The organism is [Bacillus] selenitireducens MLS10, from assembly GCF_000093085.1.
In the GTDB taxonomy this organism is placed as follows: domain Bacteria; phylum Bacillota; class Bacilli; order Bacillales; family Salisediminibacteriaceae; genus Salisediminibacterium; species Salisediminibacterium selenitireducens.
Genome location: NC_014219.1, coordinates 1092016 through 1112905, shown reverse-complemented (window position 1 = coordinate 1112905; position 20890 = coordinate 1092016). Strand labels below are relative to the sequence as shown.

13 protein-coding genes are annotated in these 20890 nt (G+C 53.4%); 8 read left to right on the top strand and 5 right to left on the bottom strand.

What is annotated here, in order from left to right:
- The first annotated feature begins 4 nt into the window (after positions 1 to 4).
- The 7 genes from BSEL_RS04980 to iadA all read left to right on the top strand — a co-directional run bounded on the left by BSEL_RS04980 (position 5) and on the right by iadA (position 8801).
- Positions 5 to 1012 (top strand): TIGR03943 family putative permease subunit, encoded by a 1008-nt coding sequence (locus tag BSEL_RS04980; protein WP_013171912.1) that lies wholly within the window; start codon positions 5 to 7, stop codon positions 1010 to 1012.
- Between the two features lie 370 nt (positions 1013 to 1382).
- A complete protein-coding gene (locus BSEL_RS04975; RefSeq protein WP_013171911.1) occupies positions 1383 to 3029 on the top strand; it encodes a glutathione ABC transporter substrate-binding protein in 1647 nt (548 codons plus the stop codon).
- 92 nt (positions 3030 to 3121) lie between these two features.
- Positions 3122 to 4045: a nickel ABC transporter permease gene (gene nikB / locus BSEL_RS04970; protein ID WP_013171910.1), complete on the top strand. Its 924-nt coding sequence runs from the start codon at positions 3122 to 3124 to the stop codon at positions 4043 to 4045.
- A gap of 35 nt (positions 4046 to 4080) precedes the next feature.
- The gene (locus BSEL_RS04965) at positions 4081 to 5637 is read left to right on the top strand and encodes an ABC transporter permease subunit (RefSeq protein WP_013171909.1); all 1557 of its coding nucleotides are present in this window, start codon (positions 4081 to 4083) and stop codon (positions 5635 to 5637) included.
- Positions 5638 to 5642: 5 nt separating this feature from the next.
- Positions 5643 to 6644, top strand: coding sequence for an ABC transporter ATP-binding protein (locus BSEL_RS04960; protein ID WP_013171908.1), 1002 nt, complete (start codon positions 5643 to 5645; stop codon positions 6642 to 6644).
- Complete coding sequence (locus BSEL_RS04955; RefSeq protein ID WP_013171907.1) at positions 6631 to 7635, top strand: ABC transporter ATP-binding protein; 1005 nt, start codon at positions 6631 to 6633, stop codon at positions 7633 to 7635. The genes BSEL_RS04960 and BSEL_RS04955 overlap by 14 nt, the downstream gene beginning before the upstream one ends.
- A complete protein-coding gene (gene iadA, locus BSEL_RS04950; protein WP_013171906.1) occupies positions 7632 to 8801 on the top strand; it encodes a beta-aspartyl-peptidase in 1170 nt (389 codons plus the stop codon). The genes BSEL_RS04955 and iadA overlap by 4 nt, the downstream gene beginning before the upstream one ends.
- A gap of 92 nt (positions 8802 to 8893) precedes the next feature.
- Here iadA and BSEL_RS04945 read toward each other — a convergent pair whose 3' ends face one another.
- The 4 genes from BSEL_RS04945 to BSEL_RS04930 all read right to left on the bottom strand — a co-directional run bounded on the left by BSEL_RS04945 (position 8894) and on the right by BSEL_RS04930 (position 16628).
- The gene (locus BSEL_RS04945) at positions 8894 to 10963 is read right to left on the bottom strand and encodes a sigma-54 interaction domain-containing protein (protein WP_013171905.1); all 2070 of its coding nucleotides are present in this window, start codon (positions 10961 to 10963) and stop codon (positions 8894 to 8896) included.
- Positions 10964 to 11000: 37 nt separating this feature from the next.
- Positions 11001 to 12335, bottom strand: a complete 1335-nt coding sequence (locus BSEL_RS04940; RefSeq protein WP_041581761.1) for a hypothetical protein — start codon at positions 12333 to 12335, stop codon at positions 11001 to 11003.
- 19 nt (positions 12336 to 12354) lie between these two features.
- On the bottom strand, positions 12355 to 15663 hold the full coding sequence (locus BSEL_RS04935; RefSeq protein ID WP_013171903.1) for a DEAD/DEAH box helicase: 3309 nt from the start codon (positions 15661 to 15663) through the stop codon (positions 12355 to 12357).
- Between the two features lie 161 nt (positions 15664 to 15824).
- On the bottom strand, positions 15825 to 16628 hold the full coding sequence (locus BSEL_RS04930) for an SDR family NAD(P)-dependent oxidoreductase (RefSeq protein WP_013171902.1): 804 nt from the start codon (positions 16626 to 16628) through the stop codon (positions 15825 to 15827).
- A gap of 149 nt (positions 16629 to 16777) precedes the next feature.
- Between BSEL_RS04930 and BSEL_RS04925 the strand changes: the two genes are divergently transcribed.
- A complete protein-coding gene (locus tag BSEL_RS04925) occupies positions 16778 to 17551 on the top strand; it encodes an SDR family NAD(P)-dependent oxidoreductase (protein ID WP_013171901.1) in 774 nt (257 codons plus the stop codon).
- Between the two features lie 47 nt (positions 17552 to 17598).
- Here BSEL_RS04925 and BSEL_RS17465 read toward each other — a convergent pair whose 3' ends face one another.
- Positions 17599 to 20631, bottom strand: a complete 3033-nt coding sequence (locus tag BSEL_RS17465; RefSeq protein WP_013171900.1) for an S-layer homology domain-containing protein — start codon at positions 20629 to 20631, stop codon at positions 17599 to 17601.
- Positions 20632 to 20890: the final 259 nt, after the last annotated feature.

Here is a 20890-nt window from a genome sequence, read left to right as displayed (position 1 = left end):
CACCGTGAAACAAAACCGCTACGATCACAGCTATCATGCATTTATCCAGGGGATCATTCTCCTCGGATTTGCCCTGTTGATGCTGAATCTGATATTGACGGGAAACATCGTCTACTATATTGCACCGACAATGATGCCGTTTATCTACTTCGCCCTCGCCGTCTTCAGTCTTCTCGGTGTTGTCCAGGTTCTCCGGGGCACAAAATCCGCCGCCGGTGACCACGAACACAGTGACAGCTGCGGCTGCGATCATGACCATGAAATCAAGGGACCACCCGTAGTGAAGGTGCTGATTTACAGCATTTTCGTCCTCCCGATCCTGTTCGGCTTCACCCTCCCGGATCAGGCCCTTGATTCGTCCGTTGCCGCAAACCGCGGTATCCAATTCGCAGGTTCTTCACAGACAACTCCCGATCCAGACCCCGGAACAGGCCGGGAAGCCGGGGCTGCGGAGACAGAAGAGGCCTCATCCGGTGATCTGTCCCGGGCCGAAGCGTACCTTGAAGATCCAGACGGCTATCTCGAGAATATCGACAGCCAGGTCAATCCAGCCGGTCCGGACGTGGATCATTTTCAGATCGAAGACCTCTACGGAGAAGACTGGTTCGATGACTACCAGCTCGAGCTCCGTGACAGATGGATCGGTGAAGAGATCATACTCGTGGATGACGACAATTATATCGACATCATGACCATGCTCGATTATTTTATGGATGATTTTACAGGGACCACTCTCGAGATTACCGGCTTTTCGTACCGGGAAGCAGGCCTGAATGATGACCAGCTCATCAGTGCACGCTTTGCGATGACGTGCTGCACAGCAGACGTCACGGTGCACGGTCTTCTCTTTGAGAACCCGGACGCCTACCGATTCAGTCAGGACCAGTGGCTCACGGTCCGAGGCACCCTTGACGTCACCGAACACAGCGGCATCAAGATGCCTTACCTGACAGATACGGAGATCACAGAGATCCCCGAACCGGCCCGGCCTTATGTGTATCCGTCTTATTAACGGTCTTTTCGAAACCCGTATTGCGACAGCTTGCGGGTTTCTTTCATGCGCAGATTGGTTATTTATCAGTTCATATGCAAATCCATGCAAGAAAATCTGACAACAGTCATCATAAGCTTATTTATTTTTATTTATTTTAATATGTTTTAATTTATTTCAATATGATAAATCCCTGTCAAATCAGTGAATGTATTCACATTGATGCATAAAGCCGATCAAATCACCTTGATTCAATGAATAGATTGGTTTTTTCTGAAAATTATAATTTTGGCACGTTTCTTGCATAACTATTAACTACCATCCGCATCCGATCATCTGATCCGGCCATGCAGGATTAACCAACTTTAATCAAAATGAAGGAGTGAAGCGCATGAAAGCATCACAATGGCTGACATCACTGACAATCGGCGGACTTGCCGTCACTCTCGCCGCCTGCGGCGGGAACAACGATGGCAATGAAGAAACAGCAGACGATCTGAATCACGATCCGGTAAACGAAGCAGAACCTGACAACGACGAAAACAACGAAAACGCAGAATCGGACGGAGACACTCAGGATGAGCTGACAGTCGGTATCGAAGCGGAACCGACGTCCATGGACCCGCAGAACACAACAGACGGGAACTCCGCCACAGTCCAGTCAACGATGTTTGAAGGACTTCTCCGTTTCGACGAGAACATGAACATCGTCAACGTCCTCGCCGAAGACTACGATTACAGCGACGACGCCACTGAGATCACCTTCTTCCTCCGTGAAGACGTGACCTTCCATGACGGCACCGCTTTTGACGCAGAAGCGGTTAAAGAAAACCTCGATTTCGTCCGCGATGAAGAGAACGGTCTCGCTAGAAGCTCGTTCTTCTCGTTTATTGACGACGTCGTTGTTGAAGACGACTTAACGGTCACGATCGTTTCTGAAGAACCGAACTCGGCCATGGCCTCCTATATGGCCCACTCGTCCGCTTCGATGAAATCCGTCGAACAGATTGAAATGAAGCTAGATGACCCGGACTACAACCTCGACCGTGAGGGTGCCGTCGGAACCGGTCCGTTCACCTTCGTCGAGTGGCGCGACGGTGAGCACGTCATCGTGGAACGGAACCCTGACTACTGGAATCAGGACGAACTCGCGAACGTCGAACAGATCACATTCCGACCGGTTCAGGAAGCAGCCACCCGGGTGAACATGCTTCGTACCGGAGAAGTGGACCTCATCTTCCCGATCCCGACATTGAACGCCCAGGAGCTTGAACAGGAAGAAGGCATCGACCTGTACACCGGTCCAACGACGGATCTCTTCTATATCGGCATGAACTTCGAGCAGGAGAAGTACCAGGACCTCGCCGTCCGCCAGGCGATGAACCACGCCGTGGATAAAGACGGTCTCATCGCACAGGTCCTTGACGGCTACGGCATCGTCGCCGACTCCGCCATTGCACCGAATGTTTACGGCTATGCCGAACAGCCGATTTATGAGTACGACGTCGCCCTGGCGGAAGAACTTCTCGAAGGCTCTGATCAGGCCGGCGGCTTTGAAGCGACACTGTGGACACGAAACAACACTGAATTTATTACCGTCGCCGAATATGTGGCCATTCAGCTTGAGGAGATCGGCATCAGCGTCAATGTCGAGCCGTTCGAAGCGGGTACACTCTTTGACATGCTCGATGCCGGTGAAGGCACGGATCTCTGGATCGGACGCTGGTCACCGGGCACAGGGGAAGCAGACTACGGACTCCGTCCAAACTTCGCCTCTGACCGTGTACCGCCGAACTTCAATAACTCCGGTTTTTATATCAACGAAGAGCTTGATGCGATGTTTGATGAAGCGATCAGCACACCGGATGAAGAGGAAGCCCTGTCGATTTATGCCGATATTCAGGAAAAGATCTATCAGGATGCCCCATGGGTCTTCTTGCATATCCCGGATGCGATCATTGCGAAATCCGAAGACCTGCACGGCATTTACATCCTGCCTTCAGGTGCCGTTCAGATGAACCTTGCCGAATTCCGTTAATCCCGGACGGCAACATCTCTTTTTTGACCCTGCCTAGAGGCAGGGTCCCCCTTACATACGATTTATGATTCTCTTGAAAGGAGGCGGTCCCCGTGCTTCAATTTGTCCTTCGGCGCGTGCTCGGGATGATTCCCATTCTGCTCGTCGTGACCATCATTGCCTTTTTGTTTGTGCATCTCACACCCGGTGATCCGATCCGGATCATGTACGGCGCTGAAATTGATCAGGAGACGTATGAACTGATGCGTGAACGTGAAGGGTTTAATGATCCGCTGTACGTGCAGTACGGCAGGTATATGTATGACATCGTCATTGAACAGGACTTCGGCCAGTCCTACCGGACACGCTCCGATGTCTCTGAAGAAGTGATCCGCCGCTTCGGCTACACGTTCGCCCTTACCATGTTAAGCATGTTCTGGGCCATTCTTATCGGCGTCACGGTCGGCATCATTTCCGCCACCAAGAGGAACTCGCTCCTCGACCGGATCGGGATGGTCTCCACCATCACCGCTCTCAGTATCCCTGAGTTCTGGTTCGGGCTGATGATGATGCAAGTCTTCGCTGTCTCCCTAGGCTGGTTCCCGACAAGCGGCAGCGGAACCTGGCTGCACATTATCCTCCCGTCCCTGACCCTCGGGTTCGGTGTTGCGGCGACGATTGTTCGTTTCACCCGCTCGAGCGTCCTTGAAGTGCTTCGGGAAGATTTCGTCCGGACTGCCCGGGCGAAAGGGCAGAAGGAACGGGTTGTCATCTGGAGCCACGTTTTGAGGAATGCTCTCATTCCGGTTGTGACGATGGCCGGGCTGCAGTTTGGCTTTTTGATTGGCGGCGCCGTCGTCGTGGAACAGGTCTTCGCCTGGCCCGGACTAGGCTCCTACCTGATTGATGGGATCCTCACAAGGGATTACCCCGTTGTTCAGGCGCTGATTCTGTTGTTTTCCTTTCAGTTCCTGATGATCAATCTTCTCGTCGACATCAGCTACGGCTTTTTGAACCCCCAAATCCGCTATGACTGATTACGGATATACACTTGTTGAAAGGAGGGTGACGGATGGCTCATCCCACGAAGAAAAATTCGCCCTTTCGCATCTTTTTGCGTAAGTTTTTGAAACAACGGCTCGCCGTTTTTGCCTTTTTCGTCGTCATGTTCATCATGATGGTCGGGCTTTTCGGTTCCCACTTCTCCCCTTACGATCCGCACCGGCCGGTGACGGCCCAGTATCCGGAAATGGGGATCGATATTCAGAATATTACCAGCGAGCGGCTCTTATTCACCGCATCACTCAGTGACGGCACCAGTCAGTCGGAGAATGAACTCCAGGAGCTGACCGGTGAAACGGAAGAACGCCGGGTAGCCGCTGTCAGACGGACCCAGTCCGGTATTCAGGTCACCGCAAACGCCAACGGCAGCACCCTCGTGTTTGTCGAGAGTGGCCCTGTCCGTTCGGCGGTCCAAGTGCTCGTTGAAGGGGAATTCCCCGTCGACGACACCCCTGCCCTTTCTTCGCTCCATCTGACTGCGGACACCGAGAATCCATCGCCAGGTCAGACCGCGACAATCGATGTCATTGCCCGCTTCACTGACGGCTCCGAGCTCACAGGACTCGACGCCGTAAGGGACTATGTAAACGAAACCTACGGCGAGGAAGAAGAGGAAGACGATTCCGGCTTTCAGACCGGCAGCGTGGATGCCGATGATGATCAGCCGTTCCGATTCGTGAGTCAGACGGAAGAGACCCTCACCGTCGATGAAGATGGACAGGTCACCTTCATCGAAGAAGGGGAAGGCGTCGTGCAGCTCGTTGCCGGTGACATCAGTGCAGCCATTCAGTTCGATATCGGAAACACCGGTACCGAACCGATTGTCACGTCCATTGAGATGGACAATGCCGTCGTCGAACTCGTCGATGCCTACAAGCACCAGGAACCGTCGGCGATGCATCTCTTCGGCACCGACCATCAGAACCGCGATATCTTCAGCCGCGTCATTCACGGTACGCAGGAGACGCTTTTGATCGGTTTTGTCTCCGTCGCCATCGGAACCGTCGTCGGGACCATCCTCGGTCTTCTTGCCGGCTACTACGGCGGCTGGCTCGACAGCCTGATTACCAGGATGACGGATATTCTCCTCGCATTCCCGGGGATTCTCCTTGCCATTGCCGTCATCGCCTTTTTAGGGGCGGGCATCACGAATATCATCATTGCCGTTGCCGTCTTCACGATACCGGTTTTCGTCCGCATCGTCCGCGGATCGACCCTGTCGTTAAAAGAATCCACCTACGTGGAGGCGGCCCGCTCTATCGGCGTACGAAACAGCGTCATCATCTTCCGGCATATTTTCCCCGGGACCCTTTCCGTCGTCATGGTCTACCTGACGATGCGGATCGGGGTCGCCATCCTCATCGGCGCGGCCCTCAGTTTCCTCGGCCTTGGCGGAGACATCACCGCACCGGAATGGGGCTCGATGCTGAGTGCTGCGAAAGACAATTCGAGTACGATTTTTCACGCCACGTTCTTCCCGGGACTGGCCATCGTGATTACCGTACTGAGTTTTAATATTTTCGGTGACGGGCTCCGGGATGCCCTCGATCCGAAGCTGAAGGAGTGAACCCCATGAGTGAGCCACTGCTTAACGTACAGAACCTCGAAGTCACCTTCTCAAGCGACGGCAAAGAGACCGCCGTCGTCGATGGGGTGTCCTTTCATATCAATAAAGGAGAGACCCTCGGTATCGTCGGGGAATCGGGCTGCGGCAAGAGTGTCACATCACTTTCGATCATGCGCCTCATCCCCTCACCGCCCGGGAAAATCGCCGGTGGCGCGATCCTCTTTGAAGGAGAGAATCTCCTCGGTCTCCCGGAAAAGAAAATGCGTCAGATCCGCGGCAACATCATCTCCATGATCTTTCAGGAACCGATGACGTCACTGAACCCGGTCTTTTCCATCGGCCGGCAGATCGATGAAGTCCTCCTCCTGCACAACAACATCTCCACCGTGCAAGCACGAAAACGCTCCATTGAGATGCTGAAAATGGTCGGAATACCGAGAGCCGAGAAGATCTATACGAGCTTTCCCTACGAGCTCTCCGGCGGCATGCGACAGCGGGTGATGATCGCCATTGGTCTCGCCTGCCAGCCGAAGCTCCTCATTGCCGATGAACCGACGACGGCCCTGGACGTGACGATTCAGGCCCAGATCCTTGATCTGATGCAGGACCTGAAGGAACGCACCGACACGTCGATCATGTTCATCACCCACGACCTCGGCGTCGTCGCTGAGATGTGTGACCGGGTCGTCGTCATGTACGCAGGCCAGGTCGTCGAGACGACGGATGTGGATACCCTCTTTAACGATCCGAAGCATCCGTATACCCTCGGCCTCCTCGGCTCCATCCCGAACGTCGAAGAGAAAATCGACCGCCTTGAAGCGATACCGGGTCAGGTGCCTCAGCCAGGGAGCATCACCCAGGGATGCCGGTTCCGCGACCGCTGTCCGGAAGCGTTCGAGCGCTGTGCGGAGGAAAATCCGCCCCTTATCGCCGTCAGTGACACCCACCAGTGCCGCTGCTGGCTCCATTCAGAAGAACAGGAGGCGATGCACCATGGCCAGTCCTGAAGAAACACCGCTTCTTGACGTAAAGGATTTGAAGATTTACTTTGAGAAGAAACGGGGCCTGTTCAAAAAAGAAATCACGCAGGTCAAGGCCGTCGACGGCATCTCCTTTCAGATCCAGGAAGGGGAAACCCTCGGCCTTGTCGGCGAGTCCGGCTGCGGCAAAAGCACGACCGGCCGGGGCATCAGCCAGCTTATTCCGCCAACGGAAGGAGACGTCCTCTTTCAAGGCGAGAATCTCGCGGGCTTAAGCCGTAACGACCTCCGCAAAAAACGTCGGGACATGCAAATGGTCTTTCAGGACCCTTATTCTTCTTTGAACCCGCGCCTGACCGTGGAAGATATTCTCGCCGAGCCGCTGAAGGCTCATGGCGTCAAGAACCGCCAGGAGCGACTTGAAAAGATCAATGCTATGCTCGACGTCGTCGGCCTGAACCGCAACTACGCCTACCGCTACGCCCACGAATTTTCTGGCGGACAGCGCCAGCGAATCGGGATTGCCCGGGCGCTGATCCTGAATCCGAAACTGATCATTGCCGACGAACCCGTCGCCGCTCTCGACGTTTCCATTCAGGCGCAGATCCTCAATCTCTTAAAGGACCTGCAGGAGGAATTCCAGCTGACGTATCTCTTTATCTCTCACGATCTGAGCGTTGTCCGTCACCTGACGAACCGCCTCGCGGTCATGTACCTTGGTCGCATGGCGGAGATCGGCAATACCGAGAAGATCTTCTCCAACCCGCTTCATCCGTATACCCAGACGCTGCTGTCGGCGATTCCCGTATCGAATCCACGGCATAAGCGGGAACGGATCATTTTAAAAGGCGACGTCCCGTCACCGGTGAATCCGCCGAAAGGCTGCGCCTTCGCAGGACGCTGCCCGAAAGTCTTCGACCGCTGTTACGAAGAACGGCCATCGCTCTTAACCATCGACGACGATCATCAGGTCGCCTGTCACTTGTACGATGATCAATCCGGAGGTGAACCGTCATGATTTTACTGAAGAACGGAGAGGTGTTTGCACCCGAACACCTCGGCAAAAAAGACATCCTCATCGCAGGGGGCGAGATCGTCAAGATTGGAGAGAACCTCCATATCGACGCTGATCAGGAGCTTCTCGAAGTCGTCGATGCAACGGGGCAATGGCTCACACCGGGCCTCATCGATGGCCATGTGCATATTACCGGCGGGGGCGGGGAAGGGAGTTTCCACACCCGCACCCCTGAACTCATGCTCTCTGCCTGCATCGACGCCGGTGTCACGACCGTTGTCGGCGTCATCGGCACCGACGGCACGACCAGGACAATGACAAGCCTCGTCGCCAAAGCGAAGGGGCTCACCGAAGAAGGGATCAGCTGTTACTGCCAGAGCGGCAACTATCACGTCCCTGTCCGAACGCTCACCGGCAGTATCCAGGATGACATCATGCTCATTCAGGAGATCATCGGTACCGGCGAAATCGCCATCGCCGACCACCGCTCCTCACAACCCACAGCCCAGGAGCTCGCCCGTCTCGCAAGTGAGTCCCGCATCGGCGGCATCCTCTCTGGGAAAGGCGGCGTTGTCAACGTCCATATCGGTGACGGCAAAGGGATGCTGAGCCTCATCGAAGAGGCAATAGGGGAAACGGATATCCCGAGATCCCAGTTTTGGCCCACACATATTAACCGCACCGAGGCGCTTCTGAATGAAGGATTCCGGTACGCGAAAGAAGGCGGTGTCATCGATTTTACGACGAGCAGCATCGATTCGGATCAGCCCGAACTGAGAAGCAGCCGCTGTTTAAAGCGCGCCCTCGACGCAGACGTACCCATTAGTCAGATCACCTTTACCTCCGACGCTCAGGGAAGCCTCCCCCGCTTCGATAACGAGCGCAACTTCATCGGGCTTGGCGTCGGACAGATTCAAAGCCTCCTTGACGAGGTCCGGGATGCCGTTCAAAGTGAAGGGCTGTCTGTCACGGACGCATTAAAACCCGCAACGGAAAATCCCGCCCGGGTCCTGAAACTGATGCAAAAAGGACGATTGAAAGAAGGACTCGATGCCGACGTACTTCTCATGGATCCAAAAACCCTCACCCTGAACGGGGTGATGGCCAAAGGAAAATGGCTCAAAAAAGACGGTATCCGGCGCCTGTCCGGCACCTTCGAAGAAGTCTAGACTACAACAAAGACCGCTCCCTCAAAAACAGGGAACGGTCTTTTTTTGATACGTGTTTTGTGATCGTCACTGAAAACAGGCACCCCGGCGTGTTAATCAGCCCGTTCGAGATACGCTTCCCCTTCACGGGTGATCTTTGCGCCCGTGCGTCCCCGGAAATTTTGCACGAGACCGTGCGCCTCGAGGAGCTTCATCTGCTTTCGGACGAGGTGCGGGGAGAGGTCATGCTGATCATAAACCTTCAGCCTGTCCCTCACGGCTCCGGCTCCGGCCGGCATTCCTTCCTCCTGCAGCTCCTGAATTAAAGAGAGAATCAAAACGAGGCGCTCCTCTTCCAGGAGACTGTCTCCGATCGGACCTGACCTGACGTTCGGCCTTCCCGTTGAACCGGTTGTCACCTGCATGCCGGACGTCTTCGGCCGTGAAAAGAAAGATTCGTTCGGAATGTCCTGCAGGGTCAGGGTATTCCCGTCAGATACGGTGAGCATATAGTCGATGGTGTTCTTCAGCTCACGAATGTTGCCGTACCAGTCGTAGTCCGTCAGTCTCTGTATGACGTCCTCGGGGATGACTGTATCCCCCCTCCCAGCCTGATGGGTGAAGTAGTGAATCAGCTCTTTCACATCGGACTTTCGTCTCCTCAGTGCCGGCAAATGCAAAAACAGCACCTTCAGGCGGTGGTAGAGATCGTCGCGAAAGGCCTTCTCATCAATGAGCTTTAACAGATCCTTGTTCGTCGCAGCAATAACCCGCACATCGACAGGCAGGATCTCCGAGCCCCCGACCCGGAGAAGCTCCTTTTCCTGCAGGACCCGCAACAGCCTCGCCTGCACTTTCATACTGATGTCACCGATTTCGTCAAGAAAGAGAGTGCCGCCGTCCGCCTGTTCAAAGAGCCCTTTCTTCCCGCCCTTTTTCGCACCGGTAAAGGCCCCGTCTTCATAGCCGAAGAGCTCGCTTTCCACCAGATCTTCCGGTAATGCACTGAAGTTCACCGCAAGGAAGGGCCCTTCTTTTCGTGGAGAGGCGTTATGAATGGAGCTTGCGAACAGCTCCTTTCCGGTCCCGCTCTCTCCTTCGATGAGAATCGTCAATTCAGACTGGGCGAGCTTATTCGCGATCCGCTTCGTCTCCACAAGCTCAGGGTGATTGCCGACGATATCCCGGAAAGAAAATTTGGCGTAATGGCCCTTTTTCTTCAGATCCCTGCGGCGTTTTTTCTCAATCTCAAGGGTCTCTCCGACGTTCTTAAACGTGATGACCGTCGTTTTGTTCACATCGAGATGCATGGCGTGCACCATTACATCCGTCTCATTGAGTGTAAAAAAACGGCTCCCTTCTTCAATCCGGTCCTCGGCAATGAACTGATAGAGCCCCTCATCGGTAATGATGTCGCGGACATTCCGCCCGACGGCCCGCTTGCCGTCCAGTTGCAAAATCCGTTCGAGGATGCCGTTGAAGACGGTCACGATGCCCTGTTCATTGATGGCGAGAATCCCGTCATGGACCCCGTTCACCACTTCCTGCAGGTGATCCGCCACTTTCTTGGAGTGCTGGGACATCTGTGCGACCCTGCGGTTCAGCTGGATCATCCGCTGCAGATAACGAACCGACACATCCCTGTGCTTCTCTTCAAGGAGATCGAGCCGGTTCAACAGATCGATCATCGTTGCCATGTCAATCAGGCGGGGTTTGATGTTGATGGTGCGTGTTACGAAGTCCGGCACCTTCTCCACTTCCCCCGGTGTCACCGCAAGGGGGATCTGCTTTACGGAGCGCTTCCCCGGATAGTACGGGTAAAAGTGCAGATGGTCCACCCCAATCTCCCGAAGAGACGCGATGGCTTCGTGCACCGTCTCTTTCAGATCATTGACATAGAGGATCTCCGTTCCGTCCGGCAGGTCAAAGAGGGCATCGAGGGCGTGGAAGTTCACCACCCGTGAAGCCACGAGATGTGTACATCCTTCTCCCATGCTTGATCGGGTCTCTTCTTTCACGATCGTGGAGGAGAACACTACGAGCTTGTCCGTCAACAGTGGCACTGCGTCTTCTTCCACGGCATAGCTGTCGATCGGGACAAAATCTCCGACGAGCTCCTCGAGCTGATCGGCGAGGGTTTCCTTCGTTTCCTTTGAACCTGTAACCAGAGCGATGCCATCCACAGTCCTTCACCTCTTTTCATGTTTGTTTTGTAGCGTGTCACATCATCGCGATCAGACTGTACACCATCACGAGTCCCGTGAGAAAAACGGCCATAAACCGCCACTGCAGACGGGCAACGCTTGCTGATGTATACCCCGGAAACGACCCTTGCACCATCAGATTCAGCCCGCTGTATGGGCTGAGAAGCATGCCCGCAACCATCCCGATCATGAGGAAGCTCCCGAGCAGCGGCATCGGCATGAACGGCTCGACGCTCGTAAAGAGCTCGAGAAACAACACGAGGATGACAAACTGATGAATCCCGATGAGTGACGCCCCGACCATGACCGCCATGATCAATACGAGGATGACAAACACCGGCACCCCTGCCGTAAAAGCGGCGAGATACAGAAGGGCGTCCCCCGAGTCCAGATACAGATTCAAAGATGCGATAAACCAGCCTGCGATCAGGATGACGGAGAACTGACGGAAAAAGCCCGTCACCCCTTTCACCTGACTGACGGCATCCGTCTTCCACTGTCCGAACTGCCCCGTCAGTACGCCCCAAATCAGGGAGTAGGGGACAACCACCATCAGAATGATGTCCATCATCCCGAAGTCCGAGCGTAGCTCAAACGTCACAAGTACGGCGAGAAAGAGAAGAAAGGGCAGGAACATCTTCACGAGCCTTGCACGGTTCACGGCCCGTTCCTCTTCCTCCCGCGCATCTGCCGGAACGCTCACAGAACGGTTCACCATCATGCGCGACAGCACAAGAGCAGCGCCTGCGACTGCGAGCTGCACGGGTACGAGTCCAAGATAACTCACACCGGTATAGCTCACCGTCAACGTAATCGCCGCCCCGACAGGGGTGACGAGGATCGCAAGGCCAAAGGCCCGGTTCTGAAGGGCGATCAGGCGCGGATACGCCTCTTCCGGGAGGTCGCCTTTAAAAATCCGCGTATTGAGCGGCACGCTCGAAAGGTTAATCAACAGGCTCATCACAAAGGTGAAACCCTCAGATAGCGTAAGGGGCGACACCTTCTGCTTCAGATGATGAAGCACATCCTGCACATCCGGCAAGTACGCCTTGATCGGTGACGAGATGAGCGGGACGAACAGGATGAACAGAATCAGATTCACCATCGTCGTCATGCCCGTCACCGCTTCGGTAAACCCCGCTCCGGAAAGACGGATCAGCACGAGGGCCCCGACGAGAAAGAGCCCGTTCAGAATCGCTTCCGTCCGCCCCGCGTCCTTCAGCGCAATGCCGTAAAGCAGGACCGTGAGTATGATCATCACCCCTTCGACGGCGGCACTCCCCCAAACCGTATGGGCAAGGTACAGCGTTAATAGGAGGGGAATGACAACAAAGGCCAGTCGGTTCAGCATCACCATCAGCTTCTTTCCGTCAAATTGTTAACAGCTCACGGATATCGTCCTCAGACAGACTCGAAATCGACGTCTCCCCAGGCTGAATCACCGTATCAATGAGTTCGCGCTTACGCTGTTGGAGGGCATGGATCTTCTCCTCGATGGTCCCTTCCGAGACCATGCGGATCACCTGCACGACTTTCTTCTGTCCCATCCGGTGGGCACGCCCCGCAGCCTGTTCTTCCACGGCCGGGTTCCACCAGAGGTCGTAGAGGACGACGAGATCCGCCCCAGGGAGGTTCAGCCCCGTTCCCCCTGCCTTTAATGAAATGAGAAACAGCTCTTTTTCTCCCTGGTTAAACCGCTCGGCCATGTCGACCCGGTCCTTCCCGGGCGTCTGACCGTCGAGATAAAAGAGCGAGTACCCCTCTTCTTCAAGGACGTCCTTCATCATCGTGAGCATCGACGAGAACTGGGAGAAGATGAGGAGTCGCCGACCGTTTTCGACGGCATTTGCCACAAGCTCCTTCAAGTCGTTGAGCTTCCCGGATTCGCCCTTGTAATCCTCAATGAAGAGGGACGGGTGACAGCACAGCTGCCGGAGTCTTGTCAGACCGGCAAGGATCTTCATCCGGCTCTCCTGAAAGCCGTCCGAAGCAATCGCCCGGGCGGCTTCCCCCTGAATCCGTTCGAGGTAAGCGAGATAGAGCGCCTTCTGATCGTCCGTGAGATCGGAGTACTGTACGCTTTCAATCTTATCCGGCAATTCTGTCAGCACGTCCTGCTTCAGGCGCCTCAGAATAAACGGCCGGCTCATCCGGGAGACGGTCCCCTCACTCAGCTGATTGAACGCTTTTTTGCCCGGGAAGAGCCCGGGCATGACCGCGTCAAACACCGCCCACAGCTCTTCAAGGCGATTCTCCACCGGTGTGCCGCTGAGGGCGAACCGCCGCGCCGCCGGCAACAGCTTGACGGCCTTGGCCACCTTCGTTAACGGATTCTTAATCGCCTGGGACTCGTCAAGAATCAACGTGCCAAACTGCCGTTGCATGAGGGCCATGCTGTCCTGACGCACCTTCGGATACGAGGTGATGACAACGTCTTTGTCCTCAGCCTCATTGAACGCGTCAATCCGGTCGTCTTTCACGCCGTCCATGACGAGGACGGAGAGAGACGGCGCAAATTTTTCAAGCTCATTTTTCCAGTTGTACGTCAGCGACGCCGGGGCGATGACGAGGGCCTGATGAAACGGTATCCCCTGCTTCACCGCCTCCTCTTTTTCATAAAGGAGATACGCAATCGCCTGGAGAGTCTTCCCGAGCCCCATATCATCGGCAAGGACCCCGCCGAAGCCGTAATGAGCGAGGGACGTGAGCCACTGAAAACCCGTGACCTGGTAATCCCGCAAATCGGCATTCAGCCCTTCAGGGAGCGGTGTCACCCCTGTCGACGGATGACGGATCGCCTCGAGGAGATCCCGGAAGGCTCTCGAATAGCGGGCCTTCCCTTCCGTACGGAGAAGTTCCTCCGCCTCGAGACTTCGGTACCCAGGGAGACGGAGCTTGCCGTCGACGAGTTCATCCGGATTCAGCTGCATCCCTGTCACAAGCGACTCAACCTGGGCAAACTGATCGTGCTTCAGTGCCATCAGCTCCCCGGTATCGAGCCGGTAAAAGCGCTTCTTCTCCACGATGGCGCCGATGATGTTCGCGAGTTCCTCTTTCGAAACACCCGGGAGTTCAAAGCCCGCTTCAAGGTAGTTGCCGCTCTCGACGTAGTTCAGTTCCACGACCGGCGACGGCGGATCGGTGTCGAGAATATTTTTTAACGAAGAGGAGTAAAAGATATCCGCCTCTTTCGCGAGGTAAGGCAGGAGCTCGAACAAAAACAGATACTGCGCTTCTTCTTCTTCAAGGTACAGCTCACTGCCGTGTACCCGAAAGTCCGCCTGTTCGATGACGGTCATGATCCGCTGTTCATGTTCCGTATCCCGAACGAGGCGCTTCGCGGCATCCTGAGCCGGACCAGTGCGCTCAAACGGCCGGATGACCGTATCCCCGTAGTGATACGCCACATCCGCCGTGAGCCGGTAATCGTTCGTCAGATCGAGGTATACCTCCCCTCTCATCGGCTGGTAATTGACGTGAATCAGGGCGTCATCTGAGAGAGTGACGGGGCCTAAGAGCTCGAGTTTCGGAAGAAGATGGGTGAAGAAATCCTCTTCATGGGATCGGTCAAAATGAACGACCCCCTCCCATTGAAGCCGCGAACGTTTCAGCTGAAGACGGATCGTCTGCAGAATCGAAAACTGACGCTCTGTCAATTCATACAGATCCCCCTGATGATAGAGGTGACGGCAGTCCGAGATCAGGGACACATCCAGGACAGAAGACGCGTTCAGCCTCAGCACCCCGTCTTCACGGACAACGCTGAAGGAAAGCGGGAGCTGTCCCCCGGCCTTTTCGAGTTCATAAAGAGAAGAGCCGGTTTCGTCGTAGGTCATCGCCCCATCCGCTTCAACCATCTGAAGCACCTCGCTCACATAGGCGGGCGGGATGTTCAGCTGCTTTTTGCGGATGTAATAACGGGTCGACGTATCAAAATACGATTCATTCTCGGCGATCTCCCAGAGACGCGTCAAGAGATCGCTGTGCCTGTCTGAGACAAGATGACGCTCCGGCTGATAGCTGAAATTCTTCGTAAAAAAATACTCACGCCCGTGCTTGAACGCACTGAGAAACTCCCTGATATCTTTCACTTTATAAAGTCGGTCCGTTCCGGCCTTCAGTTCCATGGCAATGGAAGTGAGCTGGGTACTCGCTTCCGGGATCAGAAAGATCAGGGACTCGAGGGTCAGTGGCTCCGGCTCCTGTACATGTGCCGAGACCGGCAACTGTAACGGCTCCTGCATTATGCCCGACACATGCTGAATGAGCATCTGTCCTGCGTCGGTATTCATCTTTGGTACAGCCTGAACCGGGCGTCTCGGTTTCCCGCTGTCTGCCCACATGTCTTCTTTGAACATGCTTCGGTAGAGTTTTGAAATATGATCCTCCGCTGTCCCGCCCGTTTTGAAAGAATTGCTGAACGCAATCAGTGCAGCGGTAATATGTTTGCATTCGAGATAGGTATAATAAGCCTGGCATGTGCAGTTTTCATCGATGATCTTCCCGTCTTTCACAAACACCTTCAGGTGGTAATTCTCCGTTCCCTTTACTTTCGCATACAGCTCCTGCTTATGCTCGTTCCAATTGACTGTTTCCACCCTGTTTTCCTTCACATATGCTTCACCACGCCGAACGATGACGGCGCTGTATCTCTCTTCGATCTGTTCTATCGTTATCATGGCTGGTTCACCCGCTTCTCTGAAGAATGATCACTCTTCATCATACCACAGAGAGACCGTTCATAAGGGCGTGCAGGTGGAATCCGTTTTGATCAGTAAACAGAAAAAACCGCTCACCGTCTGCCTGTCCGGCAAGTGAGCGGTTCCCGTCTGTTTACCAATCAGCCGTGCATCACCGCCCCGGCGGAGATCTTCAGCGATTCCCCGATGATGTTCACCGCGGCCGGGCTTAAAAGATAGAGAATGCTGTTCACCACTTCTTCAGGCCGGGTGATCCGTTTCGCCGGGAGTCCGTCGACAATCTGATCGTACTTGTTCTCAAAGGAAATGCCTTCACGTTCCGCTTTTCTTTTGATGATGTCTTTTGCCATGCCCGTTTCCACAAAGCCCGGGCAGACGGCATTCACCCGTACCCCATCCTCGATGGCCTCATACGCGAAGGACTGCGTGAAGCCGATCAGGGCAAACTTTGAACCGCAGTACGCCGTGGCCCCATGCACGCCCCGAAGACCCGATAGAGAGGCGACATTTACGATGCCTCCCCCGGTTTCACGGGCCTTCATATGCCGGAATACCTCTTGGGTCAAGAGAACCGTCGAAGTGAAGTTCAGCTCCATCACGTCCCGAAGATCCGCCTCTTCAAGTCGCTCAAGGACCGTCCCCTTCGCGATCCCGGCATTGTTCACGAGATAGTCAATCGGGCCTCCGCCTGCCTCCGCTTCTTCAACGATCCGCGTTCTGTCTTCTTCCTTCGTCAAATCGGCCGCAATGGCCGTCACCCGTGCGGAATCCCCCGCTCGTCTGCATGCATCAGCCACTTCTTGCAACTTGTCCTGGTTTCTGCCGGTCAGGCTTACGTGCATCCCGAGCTCGGCCGCTTTGAGAGCTGTCGTCATCCCGATTCCTCCAGTCGCACCGGTAATCAAGAGATGTTTCCCGACAAATTGTTCTTCAGAAAAAATCATACCGTTTCCCTCCGTCTTCAAAAAATATCCACAGTCTCCCTTTACCCGCATTCAGTTTTGATTAACAGCGTTTTCTTTGTTAGCGTTTTCATTTCCTTGAATCAGGGAATATACAATATGTACCACATTATACACAAGGGGGTCTTTCCATGACGAAAAGATTGGATGGAAAAGTAGCAATTATTACCGGAGGAACCGGCGGGATCGGTAAAGAAACCGCGTTACTGTTTTTGAAACATGGGGCAAAAGTGAGCCTCGTCGACATCAACGAAGGAGCACTCGATGAAGTGAAGAAAGAGCTGGGTCAATTTGGCGACGTCATCACGGTGAAGGCAGATGTTCGGAATGAAGCGGAAGTAAAGCACTATGTGGATGAGACGGTCAAGGCATTTGGCACTATAGATATCTTCTTCAACAACGCCGGAACGGAAGGAAAGGTCAAGCCGCTCACGGAACAAACCGAAGAAGAATACGACCTCGTCATGGACGTCAACGTTAAAGGGGTCTGGCTCGGGATGAAGCATGTCCTTCCTGTCATGATGAAAGAGAAAAGCGGAAGCATCATCAATAATTCTTCCGTTGCGGGCTTTATTGGTGCTGCAGGGGTTCTGCCTTACGTCACGAGTAAACATGCCGTCATCGGTGCGACGAAAACTGCCGCCCTCGAAGCTGCGGAGTACAACGTACGGGTCAATTCCATTCATCCGTCCCCGGTGGACAACCGAATGATGCGTTCCCTCGAGGAAGGCTTTGCGCCCGGTCAAGGTGAAGCCGTGAAGAAGGCCCAGGAGGAAGGCATCCCCATGCACCGGTATGCCACCAATGAAGAGATCGCCAACCTCACGCTCTTCCTCGCCTCCGATGAGTCCAAGTTCATCACCGGCAGTCAGTACCGGATCGACGGCGGACTGTCAGCGAAATAACGATAAAAAAGCGGGACAGCCATTTGGCTGTCCCGCTTGATGATGCTTTAATTCATTATCTCAAGGTAGTAATAAATTGCTTTTGCAGCTTGATCACGAAGCGTGTAATTCTTAGGAAGGAAGTGTCCGCCGCCTGTTCCTTCAAGAACACCAGCTTGCGTAATTGCTGTGACATAAGGCAATGCTGTTGCGCCGATATGGTCGAGATCTTTGTACTCAAGTTCCATATCTGCAGGCAATGCTTCATCCGTCATCTCTTCATATGCTCTGACAAGCATAATTGCCATCTCTTCACGCGTAATATACTCATCCTGCCCGAATGTGCCATCCGGTCTGCCGAGAACGATACCCGCCTCAGCTGCTGCAGTAATCTCGTCAGAAAGCACGCCGTGTTGATCTGTGAAGACTGTCTCACCTGCTTCACTGGCTTCGAGTCCCGCTTGCCTCACGAGGAGTGCGATAAACTGTCCGCGTGTAATCTGCTCCGAAGGTCTGAACTCATTAGCGCTGTGACCTTGGATCACATTTGCTGCTGAAAGCGTCTGAATGTAATGCGCAGCCCAGTGATCCGCTGGAACATCGTCATATTGCGGTAATTCTTCTTCAGCTGCCTTAACAGGTACCAATCTGACATTATCAAGTGTGATCGAATAAGGAACATCCAATTCAGGGTCATCTTCATCTCTGCCGAGGCCGAACAAGAGATCAAATTCGCCTGATTCCTCAACATGAACGATTGCCTCATACGTGTCCATTTCCGGACCAACGTCAAACGTGTTAATACCCGATTCCGAACCTGCAATCTCGACATATACCGGTCGTTCTCGCTCTGAACTCATATCAAACTCGATCTTATAATGACCTTCGTCAACCATCAGTTGCTGCATAAACTGGATGTGCCACCACTCCCAGCCAACTTGCTGAATCTCTGCAACAAGCTGCTCATCAACGATGGAGAAATCAGCCAAACCGGCATACTGTTCGTAGTTCCCCATGTTAAAGACGTCCCAAATCATGCGGTTGTTCTCGTCACCGAACTCTGTTGTTTCTTCGAACGTTCCGTCAACAACGAGATTTTCTCCGGCTTCAACCCAATCGACGTCCTCACCTGGAAGGTCTTCATCATCTTCTTCAGGAGCATCCGGAAGTTCACCATCAACTTCTACAAGGCGCACATTGTCCATGTGCATCGTGTATGGTGCCGGCAGTTCTGGATCACCTTCATCACGTCCAAAACCGAACATGAGGTTGTAATCCCCGTCTTCTTCGACGTAAATATACGCTTCATGCGTTTCCATATTCTCACCGACAGAGACTCCTTGAATTCCGGAATCCGACCCTGCAAGTTCCACGTACATCGTACGATCTTCCTCAGAACGCATGTCAAACTCAATTTTATAGAATCCTTCCGTTACCGAAACGTCCTGCATAAACTGCATATGCCACCAAGCCCAGCCAACCTGCTGGATCTCTGCACGCAGCTCTTCGTTCACAATAGAGAAGTCTGCAAGACCGGCATTCGGATCATGATCACCCATGTTAAAGACGTTCCATACAATGGAATCGTTCTCGTCACCGAATTCCGTTGTTGTTTCAAACGTGCCATCTTCGATCAGGTTATCCCCGATTTCAGGCCAGTCTGAACCGTCCAGTGGCGGTGTGTCATCTTCCTCAGGCTCAATGTATTCACCTGGCGGCGGATATTCTGCATCCATGTCCTGGTATGCACGGACATATTCCACTTCCACTCTGCCTGGGAATTCTGTTGTTTCGTCAGGATCGCCACCGTACCAGCCACCAATGGCCAAGTTCAAAATCATATGGAATTCCTGATCGAACGGTGCCGGGTACTCACCGTAGACGGTATGCCACTCTGTCTTTGTTGAATAGAGTTCATCATTGACGTACCAGCGGATTTCGCCTGGTTCCCACTCGATGGCATACTCATTGAACTCTGTTGTGCTCTGACCTTCAGGGAAGGTGTAGCTTTCTTCAGAGTAAGTATTGCGAGGATAGTTATCACCGTAATGGATCGCTGCACCGACTTTGTTTGTCTCAGACCCGCGGTTTTCCATGATATCAATTTCACCTGAAGCTGCCCATCCGCCATACACATCGTCTTGTGGCATCATCCAGAACGCAGGCCAATAGCCTTGTCCTTCAGGTAGCTTCATGCTTGCTTCGAAACGGCCGTAAGCCTGGCTGAATGATTCATCCGTCAGTACTTTTCCGGATGTGTAATCAAATTCGCCGCCTTCACCGAAATCATCTACAATATGTTCTTCTCTCGCTTCAAGGATAAGCTTGCCGTCTTCAAGGAACACGTTGTCTCTCTGGTAAGACTGTTTTTCGTTGTTCCCCCAGCCTGGAACCCACTCATCACCATCATAGAATCCGTTACCGATGTCGATGCGCCACTTGTCTTCATCAATTTCATCGCCATCAAATTCATCGTTCCATGTCATCGTCCAGCGTTCATCCGATTCACCTGCATTACCGTTATGAGAATCTTCAAAATCAAAAGGGACAGAAATAACAGATGCGTCATCGCCATTTACTTTTAGTTCAACATCCCCATCACCAAATTGAAGTGCCATTTCAACCCGAATTATGCCATTCTCAAAGTCCTGATAGTCTGAACCACTAATATTCTCATCGAAAGTTCTGTCGAAATGCTCATATGATCCAGGTTCAACAACGGCATTCGTTGCGATCAGATCCGTCCCCGCGCTGCGATCCCAGTTACCATCTCCATTAAAGTCATAGTGGACAGTGGCATTAGTTCCAATACCTGGAACGAGGCCGTTCATGATCAGAGTCGCCTCTGTCGCACCACCTTCATAACTGCCCGTTACATCTTGCAATTCAAACGCTACAACATCCTGAGATTCCGGTAGAATTTCTGCCGCTTCCTCTCCTTTCGATTCTTTGGAGAGTTCTTTATTATAGTCACCGCCTATAAAGTAGAGATGCTCGCCCGAATGTTCTTCAGCTGTTGCACTTCCTGCTAAAACCGAAGTAAATGACGGGAAAACCAACAATGCTGCCAGTAAAGATTTTGCCGTTTTGCTTTTCTTCAAAATCGTTCACTCCCTTTGTTTTCGTAATTAATATCCACATATGAGCCGCTCCCTTTGTGATTCCCACCTCCAACAATTCGTAATCGAAACCGGTTTCGTGAAAACTAAAAAAAACAGGCCTTCTCCAGAAAATAACGTAATTCCCTCAACGGAATAACTCCTGTAACTGAATGCGTTCAAAAATTAAGCAGATTTAAATCAACATATTCAGATAAACTATGTGGTCAAACCATTTCAAGGGTCATTACGTCGGAATGTC